The following is a 23034-nucleotide window of genomic DNA, read 5'->3' as shown; positions in this document are numbered from 1 at the left end:
GACCACTGTGCATACAAATGCGGTTAAGGCCATTCAAAGTACGTCTTATACCAATTGATCTTGGCGGGCGCACTGCGTGTCTACCGGAAGTTGGTCAGCTGGTACGAGCGATTGGGTAGCGGGGCGCCGCCACGTGAGAGTAGTCAGTCGACTGTGAAGAAGCCGGATTGAGCTAGGCTGGAGTTGCGATCGCTCGCCATAACAATCCCAGGAAAAGGCCCAAGAGTTCTCTGAGCCAGGCGAGGACGCGGCGGAAGTTGTGGCCCACGGCTGAGAGAATGAAGTTGGCTCCGTTCGCCTGAGCGGCCTTTGAGGTAGTAGCGGCCGAGGTGACCGTCGGACTTCAGGTGTCCAATGATGGGCGGATGGCGGAGCGACGGCGCAGTTCGCGCTTGATGACACCGAAGACGCCGCGCGTCAGCGTTTTGTTGCGTCAATTCCACGGCCAACTCGCGTCTGGTTCTGGCCGTGGCGCCACCCCTGGCGGCGGAGCAGAACGTGGACACGGCGATAGCCGTAGCCAACGCGGGCACGACAGATCTCCTTGATCCGATGTTCGACCGGCAGCTTGGCCTGAGCGACGCAATTTGTAATCGTAGTCGATCAGGCAAACTTGAGTGCTGCGTAGGTCCTGCGGATCGAGACCTGCCACTCGCTATGGACTTCGTCGACCAGCTTGCGCCTGCGGCCAGGCTTCACAGCCTTCGGTGGATCACGTCCTGCAGCATCTCCTTGTCGAGCGACAGATCCGCCAGCTTCTTCAGCTTGACGTTCTCGTCCTCGAGCTGCTTCAGTCGCCGCATATCGGTCGGCAACAGCCCGTCACACTTCTTCTTCCAATTGACGTAGATCGCCTGGATGATCCCGGCTTTGAAGCAATGTCCGCCACCGCGATCCCAATCATGGTCCTGCTTGAGAATAAGCCATTCTGGGCGTTTTGAGGCCTTCATCGTCCTTCGCCCATCCATAGCCGGGACTCGGTGCGGAAAGCTATCCAAAAATGATCTAGTTTGCCGGCCTTAGATCATTGGAGCGTTCTGTGGAACTTGCCAGCTAGTGTCCCGAGTCACAAGTTCGCAATCACAGATTCGCATTAGGTTCGTGTCGCTGTGCCAAGGATGGAGGCAAACAGCGACGGAGTCTCCAATGGCGGTCCGGCAACTTGCCCCCCTGATACTGAGCGATGATGAGCGGGCCGAACTAGCGTCGCTGACGACCGCGGAAGACGGCTCAGGCGCTGGCTCTGAGAGCCCGGATCGTGCTGACCTGTGCGGAGGGTGGTCAGAACACGGACGTGGCGGCCGAGCTGGGGCTGGACCGGCAGACCGTAGGCAAGTGGCGGCGTCGGTTTATGGAGCAGCGCGTGGCCGGGCTTCACGATGAGCCGCGTTCCGGGGCTCCGCGCACGGTTGACGATGCCCGGATCGAAGCCGTGATCGTGCGAACGCTGGAGAATTGCCCCGAGAACGCCACCCATTGGAGCTCCCGCGGCATGGCAGAAGGCCAGCGGCCTGTCGGTGTCGACGGTGCAACGCATCTGGCGGGCCTTCGGGCTCCAGCCGCATCGGATGGAGACGTTCAAGCTCTCGACCGATCCGAACTTTGTGGCCAAGGTCCGCGACATTGTCGGCCTTTACGTCTCGCCGCCGCAACACGCCATCGTTCTGTGCGTGGACGAAAAGTCTCAAATACAAGCTTTGGACCGCAGCCAGCCGATGTTGCCGATGCGTCCCGGCCAGCCGGCCCGAAGGAGCCATGACTACAAAAGGCATGGCACCACCTCGCTGTTTGCGGCCCTCGACATTGCGACCGGACGGGTCATCGGCAAGTGTTACGGACGCCACCGTGCCGCCGAATTCCGCAAGTTCCTCGACGAGATCGAGGCTGCCGTGCCGCACGGGCTCGACGTCCATCTCGTCATGGACAACTACGCCACGCACAAGACCCTGCTGATCCGGCGATGGCTGGCTAAAAGGCCGCGATGGCATGTGCACCTGACCCCGACCAGTTCGTCATGGCTCAATCAGGTCGAGCGCTTCTTTGCGCTCCTCACCGATAAGAAGATCAGGCGCGGCGTCTATCGCAGCGTAGCCGCCCTCACGGCCGATATCGCCTCGTTCATCGAGCGACACAACACCGATCCCAAGCCGTTCCGATGGACCAAATCCGCCGATGACATCCTTGCTTCCATCGAGCGCTTCTGTCGTTACAATGCCCCGGCAAAGCAAGATCCGATGTTGCGAACTTCTGGTTCAGGACACTAGTACCGATTATACGCCGCAGCATGGATTAGCGCCCTGCCTGATCAATTCGCACAGGTATAGCGCATCGCTGACTGCATGGAAGGCCTCTGGTCGGCCATTAGCGGTCACCGCACGCGTCAGAATAAGCTTCGCGATTGTAGTCCGGTTGTCAGGTGTCTGCATAGCTGATGGCAGGGCCGCAACTGCTTGATCAAAAAGTCGGCCCAAAAACTGAAGGTCCTCAGGATAGAAAACACCAGTTTCCATGTCTGGAGGTCGGGTGGTCTGCCGTTCTCCGGCTGCAGTCCCGGCTCTCGCGCCGCTTAGGTCACTCTTCAATTGCTCTGATATCAAGGTGCTCGTGATTTTGCTGGGCAATTGAATCGCGTCGAGCGGCTTTTCCTGTTCGCAGATCAGGCCTGCAACAGCCTCGACCTGTTGCTTGATTCCATGTTTAGGGTACGGCACACCCGAATTCCAATGTTCAAAGTCCACAGCGCGTTCTCTCTCGATAATATAACATTATGTAGGGACGACGTGTTGTCACCCCGTTCACGGGTACTTGCCCCAGCCAAATTGCAGCTGCTTGAAGACACGAGGCTGTAACGGGAAGCGCTGGCCATCCACGCCACACGGCGGTGCCGCCGCTATCGCGGTTTGCAACCAAGTCGCGCGGCCAGAGCCGCTCTCTGGCGTGCTGATTTGTCAACCCAAATGCCATAGTGTCCACCGGCGACGCGTAGCGAGGGGCAGTACTCCTTGCTTACGTACCAGGCGTCGATTGTCATTGACGGGCTTGGAGCGTGCCAGCCGACTAGCATGGGGCACGACGCTGCATCCGAACGATGAGTTCGTCTATTTTCGTGCAACAAGCGGTGCAAAGAGAGAAATCCATTGCCATACGACCCTTCTGATCGCTGCTTCCAATCCGGCAATTGAATATGAGCATTGAGGCAGATCCGGTAAAATCGATTGTTTTTATGGTAACCATCCAGGCTGCCGATAGGCCGTGTTGGGCGCTACCACTTGGCAATATAAGAATCTGTTCGACCATCGTGCTGCCGCCGCGACCTGAACCGCACGAAGAGCTTGGTGGATCAGCGCCTTGCCGAAGCCGCTTTGTTGACGATGGAGGTCGAGGTCCCGCTGCCGCTGAATGATGTGGAGCCGCTCAGCAGTGATGCCAAAGGCTGACGTGCTGTCGAGGCGTACCTGCGATTTTCAGGCTAGGGGTACTGTCCTGGGCCACGCTGAGAGGCGCTGCCGAACGCCTGATCGCACGGGCGCGACATCCAAGGGGCAGCACTGTCGCACCATTTTGGATTTGAATGGTAGTTGCCGTAGACGGAAGTCTCTAGCAAGCTGCCAAAGCAGGTAGTTGGCACCAGCCTCCTGAATCTAGTTAGGTAGAAGCGATCGCACCGAAGTTGACGACGCACAGTTCACTCTCGAGTGCAGCATCTCGAATGACAGTGGCAGGTAAAGCTTGTCAGAATGGCATTGAGTGCGTGAAGGTACCTGAATGTTGTTGAGTCTCCGCTCGCGACAAGCGATTTCCGCTAGCATAGGCCTGCTGGTGAGACCGCTCGATCACCACCAGGAACGATCCGCAGATCTTCAACGCGAGTGCAGCCGACTAGATGAGTGCAGAAGACATCCGTATTTCTTGTACTGCAGATGAGGGCCGAAGCACGGGAGGTTTGCGCCGTCGACAGCCGCCCAACCTACCGACTCAGGTCGATTGCTAGCGATCAATGTCGGCGGATATGACGTTGAGTTGACGGGCGCTATTGATCATTTGTCGAGAGCCAAAGGTCGACGTGGTCACTGCGGGTAGCAGCCATGAGTGACCAAGCCATTCGAGTTGAAAGAAAACCGCCGATGGTCAGCGACGCCAAGAAGTGCATTCGGAACAGACCGCCGAGGTGCGGAGCGGCCCTGCGGGTCTGTGTTAATGCGGCTGATCCCCCAGGGCAACAAGAGCGCTGTCGAGATACTGCATGAGGTGCGGATCCCACCCGGCCAGACTGCGAGGATCGCTCAACCGTGCCAGGACCTTCAAGATGGTTGAGCCGGTCAAATCATTTCCGGCGATCTCGCTGATCAGCGTGCGTGCCTCAAGCGCCACGGCCTTTGTGCGGTCGCTGCACGGATGCTCGTTCCGGTCCATACAATGGCGCAAGTCGTTGCGGATTCGCCGCCACCGCTCCTCCCGGTCCGCCGCTAGAGCGCATGTGCATGGACGAGGCTGAGGGCGTTTCTCAACCTTCGACATCGCATCAAGCGCGGCGGGTAGCTGGTCAACGCTCACTCGTACGTCACCGTCAGTCGTCATATTGCGCAAACGATCTCGCAACTGAGTGGCGCGGGCGACTTGAACCTCAATCCGCTGCAGGTGCTTGCGCAATAGGTCGGTGAGAGAGGTGCGACCGTCCATCGCCCTCCGGATCTCCTGAAGTGAAAAGCCGAGCTCACGGAGGGCCCGGATTTGATGCACTCGTTGAATGCTTTCACGGTCGTACATCCGGTGACCGCCGTCGGTGCGCTCCGACGCGGCAAGTAGCCCCGTGTGCTCATAGTGATGCAGAGTGCGTACCGTTACTCCGGTAGCCCCTGCAAGTTCGCCTATGCGCCATCGACGCCTTCGTGGTGTAGCTTTGGTCATGATTTTCTATTTCAAAGCCTACAACCTAACGCCACGTGAGATTCAAGCCATTTCAATGGTCTAGCTGAACCATATTACAACTTCGGCGCACGCGAGGGGCTTATCCTGAGTGGCACTTTATCAAACGGCGGAAGAGATGGCGTCCATCAGAATTAATAGGGAAGCCAGCTCGGCTTCGCCTGCAACTCCGAGCTGCAGCACAAGCTGCGCGATTGCCGTTCGGTTTTCTGGAGTACGCATTGTTACAGGCAAGGCCGTGATTGCTCGGTCAAAAATCCTTCCCAAGGTCGAAAGCTCCTCTGATTCGAAGATGCGATGCTTTCGTTGCAACGTTCAGCTCCCTCGAGTCTCATTGTGCTAGCGAGCGCACGTGGCCAAGGTGTTTGGCTGCGCTGGGTCCAAAAGAAGGCGGACTGGCGGCGCACACCGACAATGAAGTGCATGCGCATCTAGTGATGCCGTTGTGCAACACCGTCGCGGGCGAGTCTGGCTCGAAGTTACGCGTAACCGTTCTCCGCGCTTAGTCAGCGGTGCGCGCGCACTGCAGAGTTCGAGCGCGTATGAAAGTCGCAGTTTGTCTTCTATACCTTCCGCAGCTCTAATGGCGACTTGATGCCATTCCCGCGCGGCTGAGCTCGATAGCAATTTGCGATCGCCGGCACAATAGTGTCACGAGCGATCCAAAAAGGCTGCAAACCATCGCGAGTCCGGTACCGGATTGCTTGAGACAGTAAATCCAAGCTGGGACTGACGTGAGTTGCTTTACTTAGGCGCAGAGACGGGTGTGGCAACGTTGCCGTTATGACGAACGCGGCTCGGCTAATTGCGATGCTTTGATGCAGAGCGGATCACTGCGAAGATTGGATGATAAAAGGGATTTGACTGTCTGCCTTTCTTCACCCCAAGAGCCCATGCGGGAGGACTCCTGCAATAGTATCTCTCGCATCCATATGCTTGCTGGATCGGCGTTGTGAAAGGCGGGCCATTGGACGGCTTCGGTAAAGGCCGGAAGTGACAATGGCAGGTCAACAATACGCAGCGGGGTCACTTTCTCGAAATGCTTAACCAACCTTAACGGCATTACTCCGATGCGGTCAGTGCCTGATAGCATGGGCGGGATCATGCAAAAACTCTGCACGACAATATCGATGCGCCGCTTGAGCCCATGTTGGAGCAAGAACTGTTCTTCAATCGAGGGGTTGTGTGCAAGATTCCACCTGACTGCAACCTGTCCAAGCGACATATATTCCTCGAATGTCAGCCGATGCGGCAGGCGCTTGTTCGTGCGGCAGCCTGCACATACAAGCCTTTCACCAAAAAGTGCCGCCCTCGGATGAGCACTCGACATGAATGGTTCCGGCATGATCAGAAAATCAATTTCACCTCGCCGGAGAAGCTCATCGTGGTCTTCCCTAAGCGGTAGCAATTCGAAGCTGACTGCTGGAGCGTCTCGCGCTACACGATCTACGATCTGTCGGAAAAAGATCAGGGTGACGCAATCGGAAAGGCTGATTCGGAAGCGACGACAAGATTCGGCTGGATTAAACTTGTCGCGCGCAATAATGGAGAGTTGTATGTCGAGCAACGCCTTGCGAACAGGAGAGGCGAGGCTTTCAGCACGCGGTGTCGGGACAAGTGTTCGACCTCTCATCGTAAACAGCTCATCGCCGAAATAGGCGCGCAGCCGGGCGACGGCGGCGCTCATGGCCGGCTGACTGAGGTTGATGCTGCGAGCTGCGGCGGTCAGGTTGCGCGCGGTCATCAATGAATCGAGTACGACCAGAAGATTCAGATCAAGGCCCTTGAAGCGCATGCTTATCCCACTGAAGGCGCTTGGGTGGTTCTAAACACCCGCGGCATCTATGATGGTATCTATCCTCCACCTCGGCTGATTCCCTTCGAGTGCTGACGCTGTAGAGGCGCCCGGATGCTTGATCGCTGCAAGCGGACGATCGCAGCGTGGAACTCGCCGGCGGTGCGGAGCGGACCAATATGCTGATCCCGCAATCGCTCGCAGCATCACATCGATCTTTTAGACTCGCAGCAGCGCAGCTCCGGGTGTTGCGCCATCAAGGCGCAAATCCGCGAGGCGTTGTCCATGACCGCGTACGATACTCGTGGCCCACTGAATGCGAGCCTACAACCTGACGCAGTGTGAGGTTCAAGCGAATTATTCCGCGGGGGCTCTTGGCGACTGTCTCAACTGCGAGAGGCCACACTTGGTGAGTCCTCCGCGCCGAATGCCGTGCCAAATCGGTCGAGGCCGCCAGCGCTGCGGCCCGCCCGTGGCATTATCCGCAACGAAGTGCCATCGATGCTTGAAGTGCCTTGCAGCCCTTAGAGCATGTGTGCGCTAGAAGAACTGCCTGCGAATGTAAGGCATTGAGGGTGTCATGTTATGTTCGTGAGTTAGCTAGCAATGCCTACGATGTCGGGCTGCCTCATGCGCAGAAGCCATGTTGGCGGCCTCCTGCAATATGATCCGTCGCATCCAAATACTTGCCGGATCGGTATTCTTGGCAGCAGGCCATTGGACGGCTTCGGTGAAAGACGGAAGCGGGAGCGGTGGTTCGACGATCTTCAGGAGCATTTGCTTCTCGAAATGCTTAGCCAATCTTAACGGCATAGTCCCGATGCGAACAGTGTCAACTAGGACAGGCGGAATCATACCAAAGCCCTGCACAACGACCTCGATACGTCTCTTCAGGCCGTGTTCAAGCAAGAACCATTCTTCAATGTTAGGCCTCAGTGCTCGTCCGAACTTGGCTGCGACATGTCCCATTGACATGTATTTCTCGACAGTAAGCTGGCGTGATAGCTGCTTGTTTGTCCGGCAGCCTACGCATACAAGCGTCTCCTCGAACAGCGTCGCCTTGGGGTGCGCGCTCGACATGAACAACTCCGGAAAGACAAGAAAGTCGACTTCGCCGCGCCTGAGAAGCTCATCGTGCTCATCAGAGAAGGGTAGCAACTCGAAGCGCACGGCGGGAGCCTCCCGCGCGACACGGTCTATGATTCGTCGAAAGAACACGATCGTCATGAAATCGGAGAGGATGATCCGGAAGCGGCGGCTCGATTCAGCCGGGTCGAAAGCGTCCCGCGATATAATAGAGAGTTGAATGTGCAGCAGAGCCTCACGAATTGGGGCCGCTAGCCCTTCGGCTCGAGGAGTGGGGACAAGTTCGCGGCCCCTCATCGTAAATAGTTCATCGCCGAAATAGGTGCGTAGCCGGGCAACGGCGGCACTCATGGCCGGCTGGCTCAAGTGTATTTTGCGTGCCGCCGCCGTGAGATTGCGTTCGGTCATCAAAGCATCGAGCGCAACAAGAAGATTTAGATCAAGGCCCTTGAACCGCATAGCTTGGGTCAATCCATCATGTGGATGTGTTCTATCGAAACAATCGATTTTACCTGACTATGCAATATTGGATAGCAAACTTCAGTTTGGAAAACTGAAACAGGCATATCACCATGGCTCTCATTCGTTGCGTTGGCTCCGGAATGCAGCGGACGTGCGGTGGCGGTGTTCGGCCGGAGCGTCAGTCGAGCCGCATCGCGACACGGTGTCGTTCTGCTCTAAACGAGCTGCAGCACGCCGGCCTGGAGTTGCGGGTGCTCAATCGGATTTGTTGGGCCTTGCGAGCGATATACCTTTGTATGGGTCTTCGATTCCTTTCAATATCGGGGATTTACCCGCGTACAATTGAGGCATTGCTCGATCTTCCCTTAGCTTCACGACGAAACGGCAGATGCGGATTGCTGGTGCCAGATCTTGCGGCGGCTTGTTAGAGGCGTCGCGCGGGCCCATCGCGTTAAAAGGCAAGTCGAGAATGCAAGAGACGCTAGTAGACCCGGTGCAGGTGTTTCGCGCCTTTGATGTGATTGCCACCGTCAATCGCTGCGCGTTGGGCGAGAGTGACGGACTCCCGCCATACGCGTCTGGTCGCGTTGAGAATCCCATCTCGGCCAGTGAGCAGCCATTGAGCAAGCGGGTGTCTCGCGAGGCCAAGCCCCTCAATCATCTAAAGGTTGGTGGCTTGCCATGAACATTGCCGTATCCACAACTGCAGAAGGTCTCTCGATGCGTCCGCAGGTTCAGTGGAGGGTGCGCTGGGAAAGTGAGCTGTGCCTCGCCGACCATGTCGAGCTCTCCGAGTTCTTCCGGAAGAGCTACGGGCCAACCGGTGCCTTCAATGCGCAGCCCTTCGAGAATAATCGCAGTTGGGCCGGTGCGAGGCCCGAGGTCCGGGTGATAGGTTATGATGCTCGCGGTATAGCCGCTCATATCGGCCTACTACGCCGGTTCATCAAGGTCGGCGAAGTCGATCTGCTCGTAGGCGAATTGGGATTGTACGCAGTACGCCCCGATCTTGAGGGGCTCGGGATAACCCATTCAATGCGCGTTATGTACCCGGTTCTGCATGAGCTTGGTGTTCCGTTCGGCTTTGGTACAGTGCGGCCCGCACTGGAGAAACATATCACAAGAATGCTTGGCCGGCAGGGGCTCGCGAGACTCCTTTCCGGCATACGCGTCCGATCAACCCATCCAGATGTGTATCTGAATTTGCCGACGACCCGCAGCGACGATGCTCTGGTTTTGGTGCTGCCCATTGTGCGCTCAATAGGCGAGTGGCCGACCGGTACGGTTATCGATCGGAACGGGCCAGAGCTGTGAAGCATTCCGATAACCTGCGCTCGGTGCGTAGCGAGTACGCTGACGCCGACGGAAGTCGCTGCGTCTATTTGACGTTTGACGACGGCCCAAATCCACTTTGTACACCAGATATCCTGGACCTGCTGGCAGAACGTAGGATCCAGGCCACCTTTTTCGTCATTGGCGCCTACGCAGCGCAACAGCCGGAACTCATACGGCGAATGATCGCAGATGGGCATGAGGTCGCCAATCACACGATGACACATCCGGACCTGTCCAGTTGCAAACTGGCCGAGGTGCAAAGTGAAATACTGGGAGCCAGCGACGTCATTCGTGCGGCCTGCCCGCAAGCCTCGCTGCGGCACGTGCGAGCACCTTACGGAAGGTGGACTGAAGAAGTGCTTGCGACAGCAGCGATGGCCGGACTTGGCATGGTGCACTGGTCGGTGGATCCACGAGATTGGTCGCGCCCTGGCGTCGATGCGATTGTGAACGCGGTGCTGGCCTCCATCCGACCGGGTGCGATCGTGCTCTTGCACGACGGATGTCCTCCCAGCGAGCAGAGACAGTGCACTCACGCTGGTCTGCGCGACCAGACGCTCACGGCGCTTTCACAGCTGATTCCCGCACTGCAAGAGCGTGGTTTCGCAATCTCCTCCCTTCCTCAACTTCACTGAACACTGGACCCAATGGATTTGCTCGCCACCACCAGCACTGTCGCTGTCTCATGTTATGCGCTGCTCTCGACTGTCTACAAGAGCTTGCAGGCGCTCTATGCTACGCCGCCAAATGCGCCGGCGCCCTCAGGTGACCTGACGCACACTTCTGCCGCTCTGCCGAGCGTCGATGTTATCGTGCCGTGTTTCAATGAGGATCCGCAGACGCTCGCGGCCTGTCTACAATCCATTTCTGCCCAGGACTACACCGGAGAATTGCGCGTTTTTGTGATCGATGATGGTTCGGCAAATCGCGCTCTTTTAGAACCCGTTCACAGCATCTTCGCAACCGACGCCAGGTTCAGCTTCATTCTACTCGAAAGCAACGTTGGGAAGCGCAAGGCGCAGATAAGCGCGATACGACGTTCAACCGGAGATTTGGTGCTCAACGTCGACTCCGACACGATGCTCGCGACAGACGTGGTAACAAAGCTCGCGCTGAAGATGCAAAGTCCGGAAGTCGGAGCGGCAATGGGGCAGCTGACTGCCAGCAACCGAAGAGACACTTGGCTGACCAGATTGATCGATATGGAATACTGGTTGGCATGCAACGAAGAGCGCGCGGCACAGGCTCGCTTTGGCGCCGTCATGTGCTGCTGCGGCCCTTGTGCTATGTATCGCAGGTCCGCGCTCGTGTTGTTGCTAGATCAATACGAATCGCAGTTCTTTCGCGGCAAGCCGAGTGACTTCGGCGAGGATCGTCATCTTACGATCCTCATGCTGAAGGCAGGGTTTCGAACCGAGTACATCCCGGATGCCGTTGCGGCGACAGTGGTCCCAGACAAGCTAGGACCTTACCTGCGTCAACAACTGCGTTGGGCGCGCAGCACCTTCCGTGACACGTTCCTCGGCCTGCGCCTGCTGCGAGACCTTGATAGCTATCTCACCCTCGACGTAGTCGGACAGAATATCGGTCCGTTGCTTCTCGCCTTGTCGTCCATAATGGCTGTTGCACAGCTCGCCGTGACGGGCACCGTGCCGTGGTGGACAATCGTAACGATCGCATCAATGACCATGGTTCGTTGCGGTGTGGCCGCGTTTCGTGCTCGCCAATTGCGATTCTTCGGCTTTTCGTTGCACACACCAATCAACATAGCTCTTTTACTTCCCGTGAAGGCGTATGCGCTGTGTACGTTGAGCAATAGCGATTGGTTGTCGCGCAAGGTCGCCAACGTACCGGCCGTGGATGAGAAACAGGCGGCTGTCCAGAACCCAAGCGGTCGGCGAAGCGCCGCAGAAGGTGCGCAATTATCTCGGGCAGTTCGCCGGACAGATCTTTCGTGTAGTGCTGGAAGGCTGGCTGCGACCGACCACGTATGCGGCGGTGAGTAGCGGATACGTTACATACAGGTGGCGCCAGCGATGCCGGACAAGAAGTACAAGATATTAGAGCGTGAATTGGTTGCCGACGACCCTTGGCGGCTCGACAGTAACCCGTTCGAACAGGAGCGTTACACCAAGATGCTCCAGATGTCGTTGTCCAAAGAGAGCATCAGGAATGCGCTCGAAGTGGGATGCGCGGCCGGTATGTTCACGGAAAGGCTTGCGCCCCATTGCCAGCGCCTCTTGGTGATCGACGTCATGCGGCAGGCGATTAATCGAGCCCGCGAGCGGATTAAGAGGAAGGCGCACATCACCTGGATCGTCGCGGACATTCAACGGTTTTGGACCGCGGAGCCGTTCGATCTAATCGTGGTGGCGGAGGTTCTTTACTACCTCGGCGACATAGCTGAACTGCGTGCTGCGATCCGGAACCTCATTGATATGCTAGCGCCAGACGGGTGCCTGGTTTTCGGATCGGCGCGTGATGAGACATGCAGGCGCTGGGGACACCCTGCTGGTGCTGAGACAGCCATCGACATCTTCAAGGAAGAGTTGATTGAGGTCGAGCGCGTGCAATTCCGGGCGGAGCGGGGTGACGAGGAGTGCCTCCTCGTCCTCTTCCGGAATCCGATTAAATCGTCAGGCAATTGAATCACTGCTCATAGGCAAGGAGAGAGTATGCGCATCTGCGGCATCAAGCTAACCCATGACGGATCGATCGCTGTTGTCGATGACGGGCAGCTTGTCCTCTGCACCGAGCAGGAGAAGCGCGGCAATAATCCGCGGTACCAGGCCATTGACAATCTCGATGCCATCGTTGCCGCCTTGGCGGAGCATGGTCTTGGTCCCCAGGATATTGATCAGTTCGTTATTGATGGGTGGGACGGGGAGGTCGAGTCATCCTTCCAGGTTCTCAGCGGGATGGTACCTATCGCTCTCAAAGGCGGACCGTATGTCGAACGACGTGCCGAGGGTCTTCTCGATGCGGTCGAGGGCTTCGGCCTGATTCTCGCGGGTAAGGCGTACTCGTATCGCAGCTATCCGCACGTCACGGGACATGTCGCATCAGCATATTGCACGAGCCCCTTTGCCCATGCCGGGCAACCCGCGTTCTGCCTCGTATGGGACGGCTCGATCTTTCCAAGACTTTACTATGTTGAACGCCATGGCGCGCGGTTCGTCGAATGCCTGTTTCCAATGGTCGGGCACGCTTATGCAGCCGCCGGGCACCATTTTGGGCCTTACAGGCAGGCTAAGCGAACCAGTTGGGACCTCGGCGTGGCCGGCAAGCTGATGGCCTACATCGCGCTCGGATCTGTTGATGAAAACATCGTGGCAGTGTTTCAGGAGCTCTATGAAAGGCGCTTTGCAGCAGATACGGAGGAGGCTCGTCGTTACCGTGCGGAAATCTGCAATGCGGAATCCTCGCTTCGAGCCATGCATGACTTCTTCGATGCGTGCGCGATGCGACTGGACACCAAGCGGCCCGAAGATGTACTTGCATCGTTTCATGTGTTTCTCGAGCGACTCCTTGTCAAGGAAATCGCATTGGTGCTGCTGCAGCACTCCTCACTTCCCGGAGCGCGCAACCTATGTGTAGCCGGTGGTTGCGGCCTGAATATCAAATGGAACAGTGCACTACGTGCCACTGGTTTGTTCGACGATGTATGGGTACCGCCATTTCCGAATGACAGCGGATCCGCGATTGGTGCCGCTTGCTCTGCTATGGCGGCGCAGAGAGGATTCGTACCGCTTGAGTGGTCCGTCTACAGTGGACCCGCCCTGCAAGATAGCGAGATCCCAAAAGAATGGTGGTCCGAGCCATGCAGTATGCGCGAACTTGCTGCGATTTTAGCCAGCAACAAGCCCGTCATCTTTCTGGCCGGGCGGGCTGAGCTCGGTCCACGGGCCTTGGGTGGCAGGAGTATTCTTGCAGCCGCGACTTCGCCAGCAATGAAGGATCATCTCAACGATATCAAACGCCGCGAACACTTTCGACCCGTGGCACCGATATGCTTGGAAGATCGGGCGCCGGCCATTTTCAGCCCTGGAACGCCCGATCCTTACATGCTGTTCGATCACCAGACACGGGAGGAATGGCGGGACAAGATACCAGCTATTGTCCATCTGGATGGATCTGCGCGATTGCAGACAATCCCCAGAACGTCTCAACACAAGGTCGCCGAGCTCCTGGTCGAATATGAGCGGATCACGGGAATTCCACTGCTTTGCAACACAAGTGCCAACCACCACGGACGCGGGTTCTTCCCGGATGCCGCAGCAGCGTGCCATTGGGGGCGTGTTGACCATGTATGGTGCGATGGCCTGCTGTGGACCAAAACGGCCGTAAGTGAGCCATCGTCGGCCGAACAACTTCTTCCGGCCTAACAGAAACATGTCCACCGCAGCAATCGATCTTGCCGGCATAAAAAAGTCATTTGGCGACAAGCTCGTGGTGAACGAGCTGTCGTTCACCGTCGCTCGCGGAGAGTGCTTCGGATTGCTGGGGCCGAACGGCGCTGGCAAGAGCACAACCGCGCGTATGATCCTTGGCATGATGTCGCCTGACGCAGGAGATATAAGGGTACTCGGTGAGCCTGTGCCGAGTCGAGCTCGCTGGGCACGTAAGCGCCTCGGTGTGGTCCCGCAGTTCGACAATCTTGAACTCGAGTTTACCGTCCGAGAAAACCTCCTGGTATTCGGCCGCTACTTCGGAATGGGCGCGCGCAAGATCGAGAGCCTGATCCCTTCACTGCTTGATTTCGCTCGCCTCGAGAGCAAGGCGGGCACCCGCGTCTCCGAACTGTCGGGTGGCATGAAGCGGCGGCTGACTCTGGCGCGTGCTCTGATCAACGACCCCGATCTCCTGGTCATGGACGAGCCGACCACCGGCCTCGATCCGCACGCGCGCCACTTGATTTGGGAGCGCCTGCGATCGCTGCTGGCGCGCGGAAAAACGATTCTTTTGACCACACACTTCATGGAAGAGGCGGAGCGGTTATGCGACCGGCTGTGCGTGCTTGAGAATGGGATCAAGATCGCCGAAGGCAAGCCTCACGTGCTGATCGAAGAGCAGATCGGCTGTAGCGTGATCGAGATTTACGGGGGCAATCCACAGGAGCTGTGCGCATTGATCAGACCCTTTGCGCGGCACCTGGAAATAAGCGGCGAGACGGTATTTTGTTATGCGGCCGAACCGGAGCAAGTCCTCGCGCAATTGCGCGGGCGCGTCGGCCTTCGCCTTATGCAGCGCCCTCCAAATCTCGAAGACGTCTTTTTGCGACTGACCGGGCGCGAAATGGAGAAATGAGCGATGGGTGAGGGTTATGCAGCGGCCATGCCCGCCAACGCGTACAACTGGGTCGCGGTGTGGCTTCGCAATTGTCTGGCATGGCGCAAAGTCGCGCTTGCATCGATTCTCGGCAATCTCGCTGATCCGATAACCAATATGTTTGGCCTCGGGTTCGGTCTCGGGATGATCGTCGGGCGCGTTGACGGTACTTCATACATCTCGTTTCTGGCGGCCGGCATGGTCGCGACAGGCGCCATGACGGCTGCGACCTTTGAAACCATGTACGCGGCCTTTGCCCGGATGGAGACAAAGCGCACCTGGGAAGCCATCCTGTCCACACAGCTCACGCTTGGAGACATCATCCTAGGTGAATTGGCCTGGGCAGCCAGCAAAGCCGTTTTGGCCGGGACCGCGATTGGCGTTGTCGCCGCCGTACTGGGGTATGCGCCGTGGACGTCCATTCTCTGTGCGATGCCAACCATTGCCCTGACCGGGCTCGCTTTCGCAAGTCTGGCAATGGTCGTCATATCTCTTGCGCCCACGTATGACTATTTCGTCTTTTACCAAATGCTTGTCATTACGCCTATGGTGTTTCTGTGCGGCGCAGTCTTTCCGGTGAGCCAAATGCCGAGCTCATTTCAGCATTTGGCGGCCTTGTTGCCGCTGGCTCATGCGGTCGAGCTCATCCGTCCAATGATGCTCGGTCGCGCGACGCCCGACATCGGCGTACATATCGGTGCGCTCTGCATTTACACGGTATTGCCGTTTTTCGTATCGACGGCACTGTTTCGTCGACGTCTGATGCGCTGACGCAGCATTGCGCAGAACGAAGCGGAGACAAATCATGCAATCCCCGATGGTGACGGCTCGACACGACAGGGCATCCGATGATCGCTTCGCACGGTGTTCAGGCGGACGACGTCAGTCACGGAGCCGCGGCCCAATCTGCACTACGGCGTTCAAATGCCAACACCGCTTTGGCTGATCGGATGTCATTGATCCAGACGGACCTCGAATAATCTGAGTTGAATATGCAAGAGCGAAAGTACGGCCTTTGAAGGCGCTTGGGTCGTCCTGTCATGACCAAATGGAGAACGAAATGCTGTGTTTAGGATTGAGCGGCGGGCTGGATAAAATCCATGAAAATCCACTCGATCTGCCTAAGACGTTTCTGCACGACGGCGCTGCGGTGCTTGTCCGAGACGGGCGGGTCGTGGCAGCCGTTGAAGAGGAGCGCCTCAATCGGATCAAGCACTCCAACAAGTTCCCAAGCAGCGCGATCCGGTACTGCCTTGCAACTGCCGGAGTGCAGCTCCACGATATCGATCGTATCGCGTTCTACGCTACCGAGGCCTATTGCAATACCATGCTGGAGCGGCTGCTTGTGTCTCAGCCAGATGTCTCCATTCCACTGGATGCCAAACTGTTGCTGAGGAAGTTGCTGGCGCAAGAGTTCGGCACTGAGGTCGAAGAGGCGCGGCTCTCGTTCGTGCACCACCATCACGCACACGCAGCGAGCGCATTTGCGATGTCGGGATTTGAGCAAAGCCTGATTTTTGCGGTCGATGGCGGTGGCGATTTTCTCTCCGGCGTATTGGCGGTAGGGTCGGGCACCGAAATCAAGGAACTCGCGAGTTTTCCGGAGAATAACTCCCTAGGACTATTTTATCTCGAGGCTATCCGATATCTCGGGTACGGTTTGTTCGACGAGTATAAAGTTATGGGACTTGCTCCCTACGGAGATCCGGCGCCCTATCGCGAGCTCTTCGGACAGTTCTACGAACTCTTGGACAATGGTGGCTATCGTGTTCACCTAGATCGAATCGGACCGACGTTGCTCCGCAACATCCAGGTTCGAAGAAAGGGAATGCCGTTCACGCAGCAGCATCGAGACGTGAGCGCTTCTTTGCAGGAAGCCCTAGAGCGGATCATGTTTCACATCCTGCAGCACTATCGGAAGAGCACCGGCATGAAGCGATTGTGCCTGGCTGGAGGGGTCGCCCACAACTGCACCGTGAATGGTAAGCTGCTCTACTCAGGACTGTTCGAAGACATATTCGTCCAACCCGCTGCGCATGACGCTGGTTGCGCATTAGGCGCGGCCCTGATGGTCTCCAGCGATTTGGGCATGTCGGCCCCCCGTGAGCGACTTCAGGATGTCTATTGGGGTCCCGATATCGGAAGCGAGCGAGCCGTAGAACGCGAGCTGAGTGCATGGGCGGGGCACCTCGACGTTGAGCGTCATGATGACATAGCAGCAAGTGCAGCCGGTTGGATGGCTGATGGCGCCGTGATCGGCTGGGTCCAGGGTCGTTCTGAGTTCGGGCCACGTGCGCTAGGCAATCGCAGCATTCTTGCTGATCCTCGACCGGCTTCAAACAAGGACCGGATCAACGCAATGGTCAAAAAGCGCGAGGGCTATCGGCCGTTCGCGCCATCAGTGCTTGAGGAGGATGCGAACGAATTTTTCGAGCTCCCGGATGGCAAGCGCGAATTCCCATTCATGAATTTCGTGGTCCGCGTGCGCGACCCCAAACGTAGCGTGCTCGGCGCCATCACGCACGTCGATGGTACTGCTCGGCTGCAGACAGTATCGCGCAAAACAAACCCGCTCTACTGGGACGTTATTAGTGCGTTCAAAGAGCGGACGGGAATTCCGGTGCTGCTCAATACATCATTTAACAACAATGCCGAGCCGATTGTGGATTCCGTGTCTGACGCGATTACCACGTTCTTGACGACCGATTTAGATGGACTCGTGATTGGGCCGTTCCTCATCAAAAAGAGGACAACAGGGCTAGACGACTGGACTGCGCTCGCCATTTCATTGCCCGCTTATGTATCCCTTCATCGAGTCCGCGCTTTTACTGCAGAAGATCGCCAGGAGACCGTATGCGAGATCCGCAGGGGACACTCGAACCGTAACAGTGTGCGTATCTCACATGATTTGTTCGATCTCCTGGTGCGGATCGACGGGGAGGCGGTCCTTGGATCGCTTCTTGATACCATTACTCCAGATCGGTCCAAACGCGAAGCTCTTGTGAAGGAATTGTTGGGATTGTGGGAGCAGCGTTGCGTTCGGCTACAGCTGCCTCGCGCTACTCGCGCCATTGGTAGCGGTGCAGGGCACGCCGAAGCAGAACCGGAGCACGTCACTATAGGCGTCGTCTAGCTTTACGCATGCGGACGCAGCAGAGGATGAGACGGCGCGATGAGCGGAATGCCAGCCGTACCGAAACCAAGTGCGTGGTTGGCAACGTCTCATCCGACCTGAATGTCCAGCCTTCATGAGTCCAGGCGAGCGGTGCTAGGAGCACTATCACCGCGAGCCTCCGAGTTATCAGTTTGCCGTCGGGCGGCACCTTACATCGGCCGCCTGTCAGTAAGTTCTCCTGCCCAACCAATGTGTGGAAACGAGGCAACGCGAAATGCTTGTCAGTGACTCGATGAATGATCGGTTCGTGGTTGCGCGACGGCGGACCGGATTCGGGGATTGCCTATGGTCGTTGGCATCAGCTTGGCGTTACGCAAAGCGGACCGGGCGGACGTTGGCAATCGATTGGCGTGGCTCATGTTATCTCGATCAGCCATTCACCAACGCCTTTCCAGTGTTCTTCGAGCCAGTTCAAGCCATCGACGGGGTGCGGGTCATTTGCGATGACCGGATCAATCAAATGTCATTTCCAGGGCCGTTCTTCCCATCTTGGTGGAATAGGGCACCGATAGATTGCGTTTATCGCCCAGATGAACAGATCTTCCAGGAGCGTGACGAGCTGGACCAACTTTTCCAAAGTCCGGAAGATGTCGATGCTAACACTGTGGTGTGTGACGCCTGCTTAATGTGGCGCTGCGATGAGGATGCCGAACGGCAGATATTTCGGACGATCAAACCCCAACCGGAAATTCGGGCTCGAATTAATGCCATTTACCAAGAGCACTTTGAGGGACACAGCATAATCGGAGTTCATGTTCGTCACGGCAACGGCGAAGATATCATGGGACATAAGCCCTATTGGGCGGATCCGGAACTCGCCTTTCGGCAGGTATGTACTGCCATCCATAAGGCGAAAGCGTTACCGCATCCAAGCCCGGTGAAGCTGTTCTTGTGCACGGACAGCACGCTGATGGTCGACAAGCTATCTGGAATATTCCCCGATCTCTTCACTATACCCAAGCATTTCCAGGCACCTCATGCTGGACCTTTACATAGTGCAGAACTTGGCGCCGAAGGCGGGTTCTCTGCCCTGATTGAGATGTATCTCCTCGGGCGGTGCGATACGGTCATTCGGTTTCCACCGACGAGCGCCTTCACGCGCTATGCTCGCCTCTTTGCGCCCCGCGTTATGGAGTTCGATTTGAAGGATCCGACGCGATTGATCCTTATTGAAGGATCGCCGGAACGGCTGACGGCCTCATGAAAGTCAGCGGATCATCATCTGCTAGACGTTATGGCGATCGGTATTCCAGCATCCATTCAGATGCCAATCTGATGGCGAAGGTAGATGTCGATGATGTGAATCGGTCCTTGAGGCGATACAAGAGTGGACAAAGCGCCTGACGCCGTGCGCGATCGAGGTGGCGCTAAGTTTTGGAGAACGTGGTGCGGCGCGGCGATTACGTGATCGATGATTATTGCGCCTGAATTGGTCAACTCATTCGAGAGGTCCTACACAGCTTCGGGCAAGCCGCTCCACGAACGTGCCGACTTGATCAAGATTCGGAAGTCGAAGACCAGACGCCTCCGCCTGCGCGCTCGCTGTTTCGGCCAAGACCGCACTTTGGATCATGCTCTGGCGGTCGCCTCGGGCAGTCGCTCGCAAATCGTATTGGAGACAGCCGAGTGAAGATCCTGCACGTGCACAAACGGTCGACTGAATATCTACGATCCACCCGTGCGCAGGTCACGAAAGGCCCGGCCATGCGGCGCATGCCTCGGATTGGGATGCCTCTCATTGGCGTGTGCCAAATCGGCGAGGATGAGGCGGTGATATTCAACGGTTGACGGAACGGTGGTTTTGCAGGTAGTTCATTTTCGTTCGAGGTTCTCTGGGTCCCGCTTGATCCGGAGCTAAGAGGGAAGCCGGTGTGATGCCGGCGCTGCCCCCGCAACTGTAAGCGGCGAGCCGCTGTCCAATAGTGTCACTGAAGCCGGTTGGCTTCGGGAAGGCCGGACAGCAGCCATGACCCGCGAGCCAGGAGACCTGCCCCGACAACGTTTTCGTCCACGGGCGGGGTGTCCCGGTGGTGCGTCAAGAAGTCGCCGCCGCGGCGGCCTTTACCTGTGCGCATCCACCATCGCCTTGCCCCAAACCATGGGGTTGAAGCGATGTCTAACAGTTCACTTTCCGTTGCCACGCTAGGTATGCCACGCATCGGTCCGCGCCGGGAACTCAAATTCGCGCTCGAGAGCTACTGGGCCGGTAAGTCAAGCGAAGCACAGCTTTTCGAGGCTGCGGCTGGACTTCGCCTCGCCAACTGGGCGCGGCAGAAATCGCTCGGCGCGACCATCATTCCTTCGAACGACTTCTCGCTGTATGACCATGTGCTTGATACCAGTGTGATGGTCGGCGCGATTCCTGACGGTTACGGTTGGGTCGCAGGTCCAGTGTCACTCAAGACCTACTTCGCCATGGCGCGCGGTGCAGGAGAGGATCAAGATGCGGATCGCCGGCACGGCCATCATCAACAGGGCCCGGCAGCGCAGGAAATGACAAAGTGGTTCGACACCAACTACCATTACATGGTGCCGGAATTTCGCAAGGACCAAACATTCAAGCTTTCCTCTCGTAAGCCGATTGAGGAATATGAGGAAGCAAAGAGCCTTGGATACCAGACGCGCTGTGTGCTGGTTGGCCCGGTCACCTTCCTGAAGCTCGGCAAGAGTGCAGATCCGGGATTCAATCCACTGTTGCTGCTCGATCAGCTTCTACCGGTCTACGTCGATGTCCTTCGCGAACTAGCCGCGCGAGGTGCGGAATGGGTTCAGCTCGACGAACCCTGCCTGGTCCTCGACCTCGACGAGGTATCCCGCGGCGCGTTGGGGCGGGCCTATGCCCATTTCGCAAATGCGGTGCCCGGCCTCAAAATCATGCTGGCTACCTACTTTGGGAGCCTCGGCGACAACCTCGATACTGCCTTGGCCTTGCCGGTTGCCGGGCTTCACGTCGACCTGGTGCGGGCGTCAGATCAGTTGAGCGCAATCGCCGCCATAGCTCGCAGCGATCTCGTTCTCTCACTTGGGGTCATTGACGGACGCAATGTCTGGCGATCCAATCTGTCGGACTTGTTCAACAAGTTGGCGCCAACTATAGCAAAGCTCGGTCATAACCGCGTCCAGATCGCCCCTTCGTGCTCGCTGCTTCATGTCCCGGTCGACGTCGAGCTCGAAAGCGATCTCGATTTTGATGTAAAGAGCTGGCTGGCGTTCTCGGTCCAGAAGATCAAGGAGCTGACGACCGTGGCAAGTGCGCTCGCCGGCAAGCATGCCCGCGTATCGCGCCTCCTTGCGGCCTCCAAGAGGGCGGCCTTAGCGCGCGAGAAGTCGTCCAAGATTCACAACGCCAACGTCACCCGGCGCATGACTACGATTGACCAAACAATGCGTCGCCGTCAAAGTCCGTACGCGCGCCGTGCCGAGCTTCAGCGCGCTCGGTTCGCCTTGCCAACATTCCCAACGACGACGATTGGATCATTCCCGCAGACCGCAGACATTCGCCGTGCCCGTGCGTCCCACGCGCAGGGAACGTTGACTGCCGCGCAATACGAGGATTTCCTCAAAGCGGAAACGGCGCGTGCGGTCAGATGGCAGGACGACATAGGGCTCGACGTGCTCGTGCATGGCGAGTTCGAGCGCAATGACATGGTGCAGTATTTCGGTGAGAAGCTGTCGGGCTTCGTCTTCACAAAGCACGGTTGGGTCCAGTCCTATGGCTCGCGTTACGTCCGCCCACCGATTCTGTTTGGGGACGTCTCCCGTCCGAAGCCGATGACGGTCGACTGGTGGCGCTATGCGCAGTCGCTGACCGAGAAGCCGGTGAAGGCAATGTTGACCGGGCCGGTGACCATTCTGAACTGGTCGTTTGTTCGTGATGATATCTCGCGAAGCGAGGCTTGCCTACAGATCGCGCTCGCGATCCGGGACGAGGTGGTCGACCTTCAGAACGCTGGAGCAAAAATGATCCAGATAGACGAGGCCGCGTTGCGTGAGGGATTGCCGCTACGCAAATCACAGTGGAAAAGCTATCTCGATTGGGCCATAGACGGCTTTCGCATTTGCTCCTCAGTCGTTGCGGACGAAACGCAGATCCATACTCATATGTGCTATTCCGAGTTCAACGACATCATCGAGGCTATCTCAGCGATGGATGCCGACGTCATTTCGATTGAGACGTCGCGGTCGAAGATGGAACTGCTAGACGCCTTCCGAAGTTATAAGTACCCAAATCAGATCGGGCCGGGCGTCTATGACATCCATTCGCCGCGCGTTCCTGAAACGGCCGAGATGAAAAACCTCCTGACGCTGGCGCGCCAACACCTCTCTGACTCCCAACTTTGGATCAATCCCGATTGCGGCCTGAAAACCCGAAAGTGGGAGGAGGTGCGGCCGGCGTTGGTCAATATGGTTGCAGCTGCCCGGGAGCTACGAGCGGCAACTTGATCGCTGAGACCGGTCAACGTTAACCTCCGTTCAAGAGTAACGCCGCTGCGTCTCGCAATCATATACCGCTTGAAAGTTAGTGAGCCTTTACGTGAACGGGATATTGCCGCGGGCCGGATATTGAGCTGCTAGCGCGGCGTGCCGGCGGGTGGCGCGTCGAGGCTGGTCTCGCGCCACAAAGCCGTGGCACACTAGACGCGCGAGCTCTGCGATGGGAATGTCCACGCCGGTGCTGCTGTTGAGGAACACGCGACGCAAATCCTTGATCGTGATTGTGCATTACTGACAATGATGCCGCCGACCTTGTGCCAGCGAGGAACGCCGCTTACGCCGCCGCCGGAAAACGGGGCGAGCCGTGGCCGCGCCATGGGATCGCCGCAGTAAGGACGTGCTTGACTGCGTCACTATGCACAATGCGCCAAGTGCTTTTGCTCGACCGGCCAGGCAGAGTGCACGCGATGTCAAACGCAAGTCGCAGACGAAC

15 protein-coding genes, 3 pseudogenes and 1 riboswitch are annotated in these 23034 nt (G+C 57.5%); of the genes and pseudogenes, 11 read left to right on the top strand and 7 right to left on the bottom strand.

Annotation, left to right across the window (positions count from 1 at the left end):
• Positions 1–172: 172 nt before the first annotated feature.
• Both N2602_RS32155 and N2602_RS32150 read right to left on the bottom strand, forming a co-directional pair.
• Positions 173–415 (bottom strand): annotated as a pseudogene (locus tag N2602_RS32155) (IS5/IS1182 family transposase); the annotation flags it as partial.
• Positions 416–450: 35 nt separating this feature from the next.
• A pseudogene (locus N2602_RS32150) lies at positions 451–950 on the bottom strand (IS3 family transposase); the annotation flags it as partial.
• A gap of 196 nt (positions 951–1146) precedes the next feature.
• On the opposite strand from N2602_RS32150, the pseudogene N2602_RS32145 reads away from it, so the two are divergent.
• Positions 1147–2264 (top strand): annotated as a pseudogene (locus N2602_RS32145) (IS630 family transposase).
• Positions 2265–2270: 6 nt separating this feature from the next.
• On the opposite strand, the gene N2602_RS32140 reads toward N2602_RS32145, so the two are convergent.
• From N2602_RS32140 to nodD1, 5 genes are all read right to left on the bottom strand, one after another.
• Positions 2271–2738, bottom strand: a complete 468-nt coding sequence (locus N2602_RS32140) for a NolY (RefSeq protein WP_260380609.1) — start codon at positions 2736–2738, stop codon at positions 2271–2273.
• A gap of 1456 nt (positions 2739–4194) precedes the next feature.
• The gene (locus tag N2602_RS32135) at positions 4195–4908 is read right to left on the bottom strand and encodes a MerR family transcriptional regulator (RefSeq protein WP_260380608.1); all 714 of its coding nucleotides are present in this window, start codon (positions 4906–4908) and stop codon (positions 4195–4197) included.
• A 120-nt stretch (positions 4909–5028) separates the two neighbouring features.
• On the bottom strand, positions 5029–5238 hold the full coding sequence (locus tag N2602_RS32130; protein WP_157286270.1) for a hypothetical protein: 210 nt from the start codon (positions 5236–5238) through the stop codon (positions 5029–5031).
• 469 nt (positions 5239–5707) lie between these two features.
• A complete protein-coding gene (locus N2602_RS32125) occupies positions 5708–6721 on the bottom strand; it encodes a LysR family transcriptional regulator (RefSeq protein ID WP_260380607.1) in 1014 nt (337 codons plus the stop codon).
• A gap of 600 nt (positions 6722–7321) precedes the next feature.
• Positions 7322–8266: a transcriptional regulator NodD1 gene (gene nodD1 / locus N2602_RS32120; protein ID WP_260380606.1), complete on the bottom strand. Its 945-nt coding sequence runs from the start codon at positions 8264–8266 to the stop codon at positions 7322–7324.
• A gap of 684 nt (positions 8267–8950) precedes the next feature.
• On the opposite strand from nodD1, the gene N2602_RS32115 reads away from it, so the two are divergent.
• The 10 genes from N2602_RS32115 (at position 8951) to metE (ending at position 22550) form a co-directional block, all read left to right on the top strand.
• Complete coding sequence (locus N2602_RS32115; protein ID WP_311738681.1) at positions 8951–9583, top strand: NodA family N-acyltransferase; 633 nt, start codon at positions 8951–8953, stop codon at positions 9581–9583.
• Entirely contained in the window at positions 9580–10239 is a 660-nt protein-coding gene (gene nodB / locus N2602_RS32110) for a chitooligosaccharide deacetylase NodB (protein ID WP_260380605.1), read from the top strand. Before N2602_RS32115 ends, nodB begins: the two co-directional genes overlap by 4 nt.
• A gap of 12 nt (positions 10240–10251) precedes the next feature.
• Positions 10252–11610, top strand: a complete 1359-nt coding sequence (gene nodC, locus N2602_RS32105) for a chitooligosaccharide synthase NodC (protein WP_260380604.1) — start codon at positions 10252–10254, stop codon at positions 11608–11610.
• A 30-nt stretch (positions 11611–11640) separates the two neighbouring features.
• Positions 11641–12252 carry a nodulation methyltransferase NodS gene (gene nodS, locus N2602_RS32100; RefSeq protein WP_260380603.1) on the top strand — a complete coding sequence of 204 codons (612 nt, stop codon included), beginning with the start codon at positions 11641–11643 and terminating at the stop codon, positions 12250–12252.
• Positions 12253–12279: 27 nt separating this feature from the next.
• Positions 12280–13989, top strand: coding sequence for a nodulation protein NodU (nodU, locus tag N2602_RS32095; protein ID WP_260380602.1), 1710 nt, complete (start codon positions 12280–12282; stop codon positions 13987–13989).
• Between the two features lie 7 nt (positions 13990–13996).
• Entirely contained in the window at positions 13997–14911 is a 915-nt protein-coding gene (gene nodI, locus N2602_RS32090) for a nodulation factor ABC transporter ATP-binding protein NodI (RefSeq protein ID WP_260380601.1), read from the top strand.
• A 3-nt stretch (positions 14912–14914) separates the two neighbouring features.
• Positions 14915–15703: an ABC transporter permease gene (locus N2602_RS32085; RefSeq protein WP_157286262.1), complete on the top strand. Its 789-nt coding sequence runs from the start codon at positions 14915–14917 to the stop codon at positions 15701–15703.
• Positions 15704–15992: 289 nt separating this feature from the next.
• Positions 15993–18065, top strand: a complete 2073-nt coding sequence (locus tag N2602_RS32080; RefSeq protein WP_260383752.1) for a carbamoyltransferase — start codon at positions 15993–15995, stop codon at positions 18063–18065.
• 256 nt (positions 18066–18321) lie between these two features.
• Positions 18322–19311 (top strand): nodulation protein NodZ, encoded by a 990-nt coding sequence (locus N2602_RS32075; protein WP_311738678.1) that lies wholly within the window; start codon positions 18322–18324, stop codon positions 19309–19311.
• A gap of 604 nt (positions 19312–19915) precedes the next feature.
• A riboswitch (cobalamin riboswitch) is annotated at positions 19916–20117 on the top strand.
• Between the two features lie 102 nt (positions 20118–20219).
• Positions 20220–22550, top strand: coding sequence for a 5-methyltetrahydropteroyltriglutamate--homocysteine S-methyltransferase (gene metE, locus N2602_RS32070; RefSeq protein WP_260380600.1), 2331 nt, complete (start codon positions 20220–20222; stop codon positions 22548–22550).
• The last annotated feature ends 484 nt before the right edge of the window (positions 22551–23034 follow it).

The organism is Bradyrhizobium sp. NC92 (assembly GCF_025200865.1).
Classification (GTDB): domain Bacteria; phylum Pseudomonadota; class Alphaproteobacteria; order Rhizobiales; family Xanthobacteraceae; genus Bradyrhizobium.
Note: the sequence above shows the minus strand (reverse complement) of the source record. Positions and strands in the feature narration are given on the sequence as shown.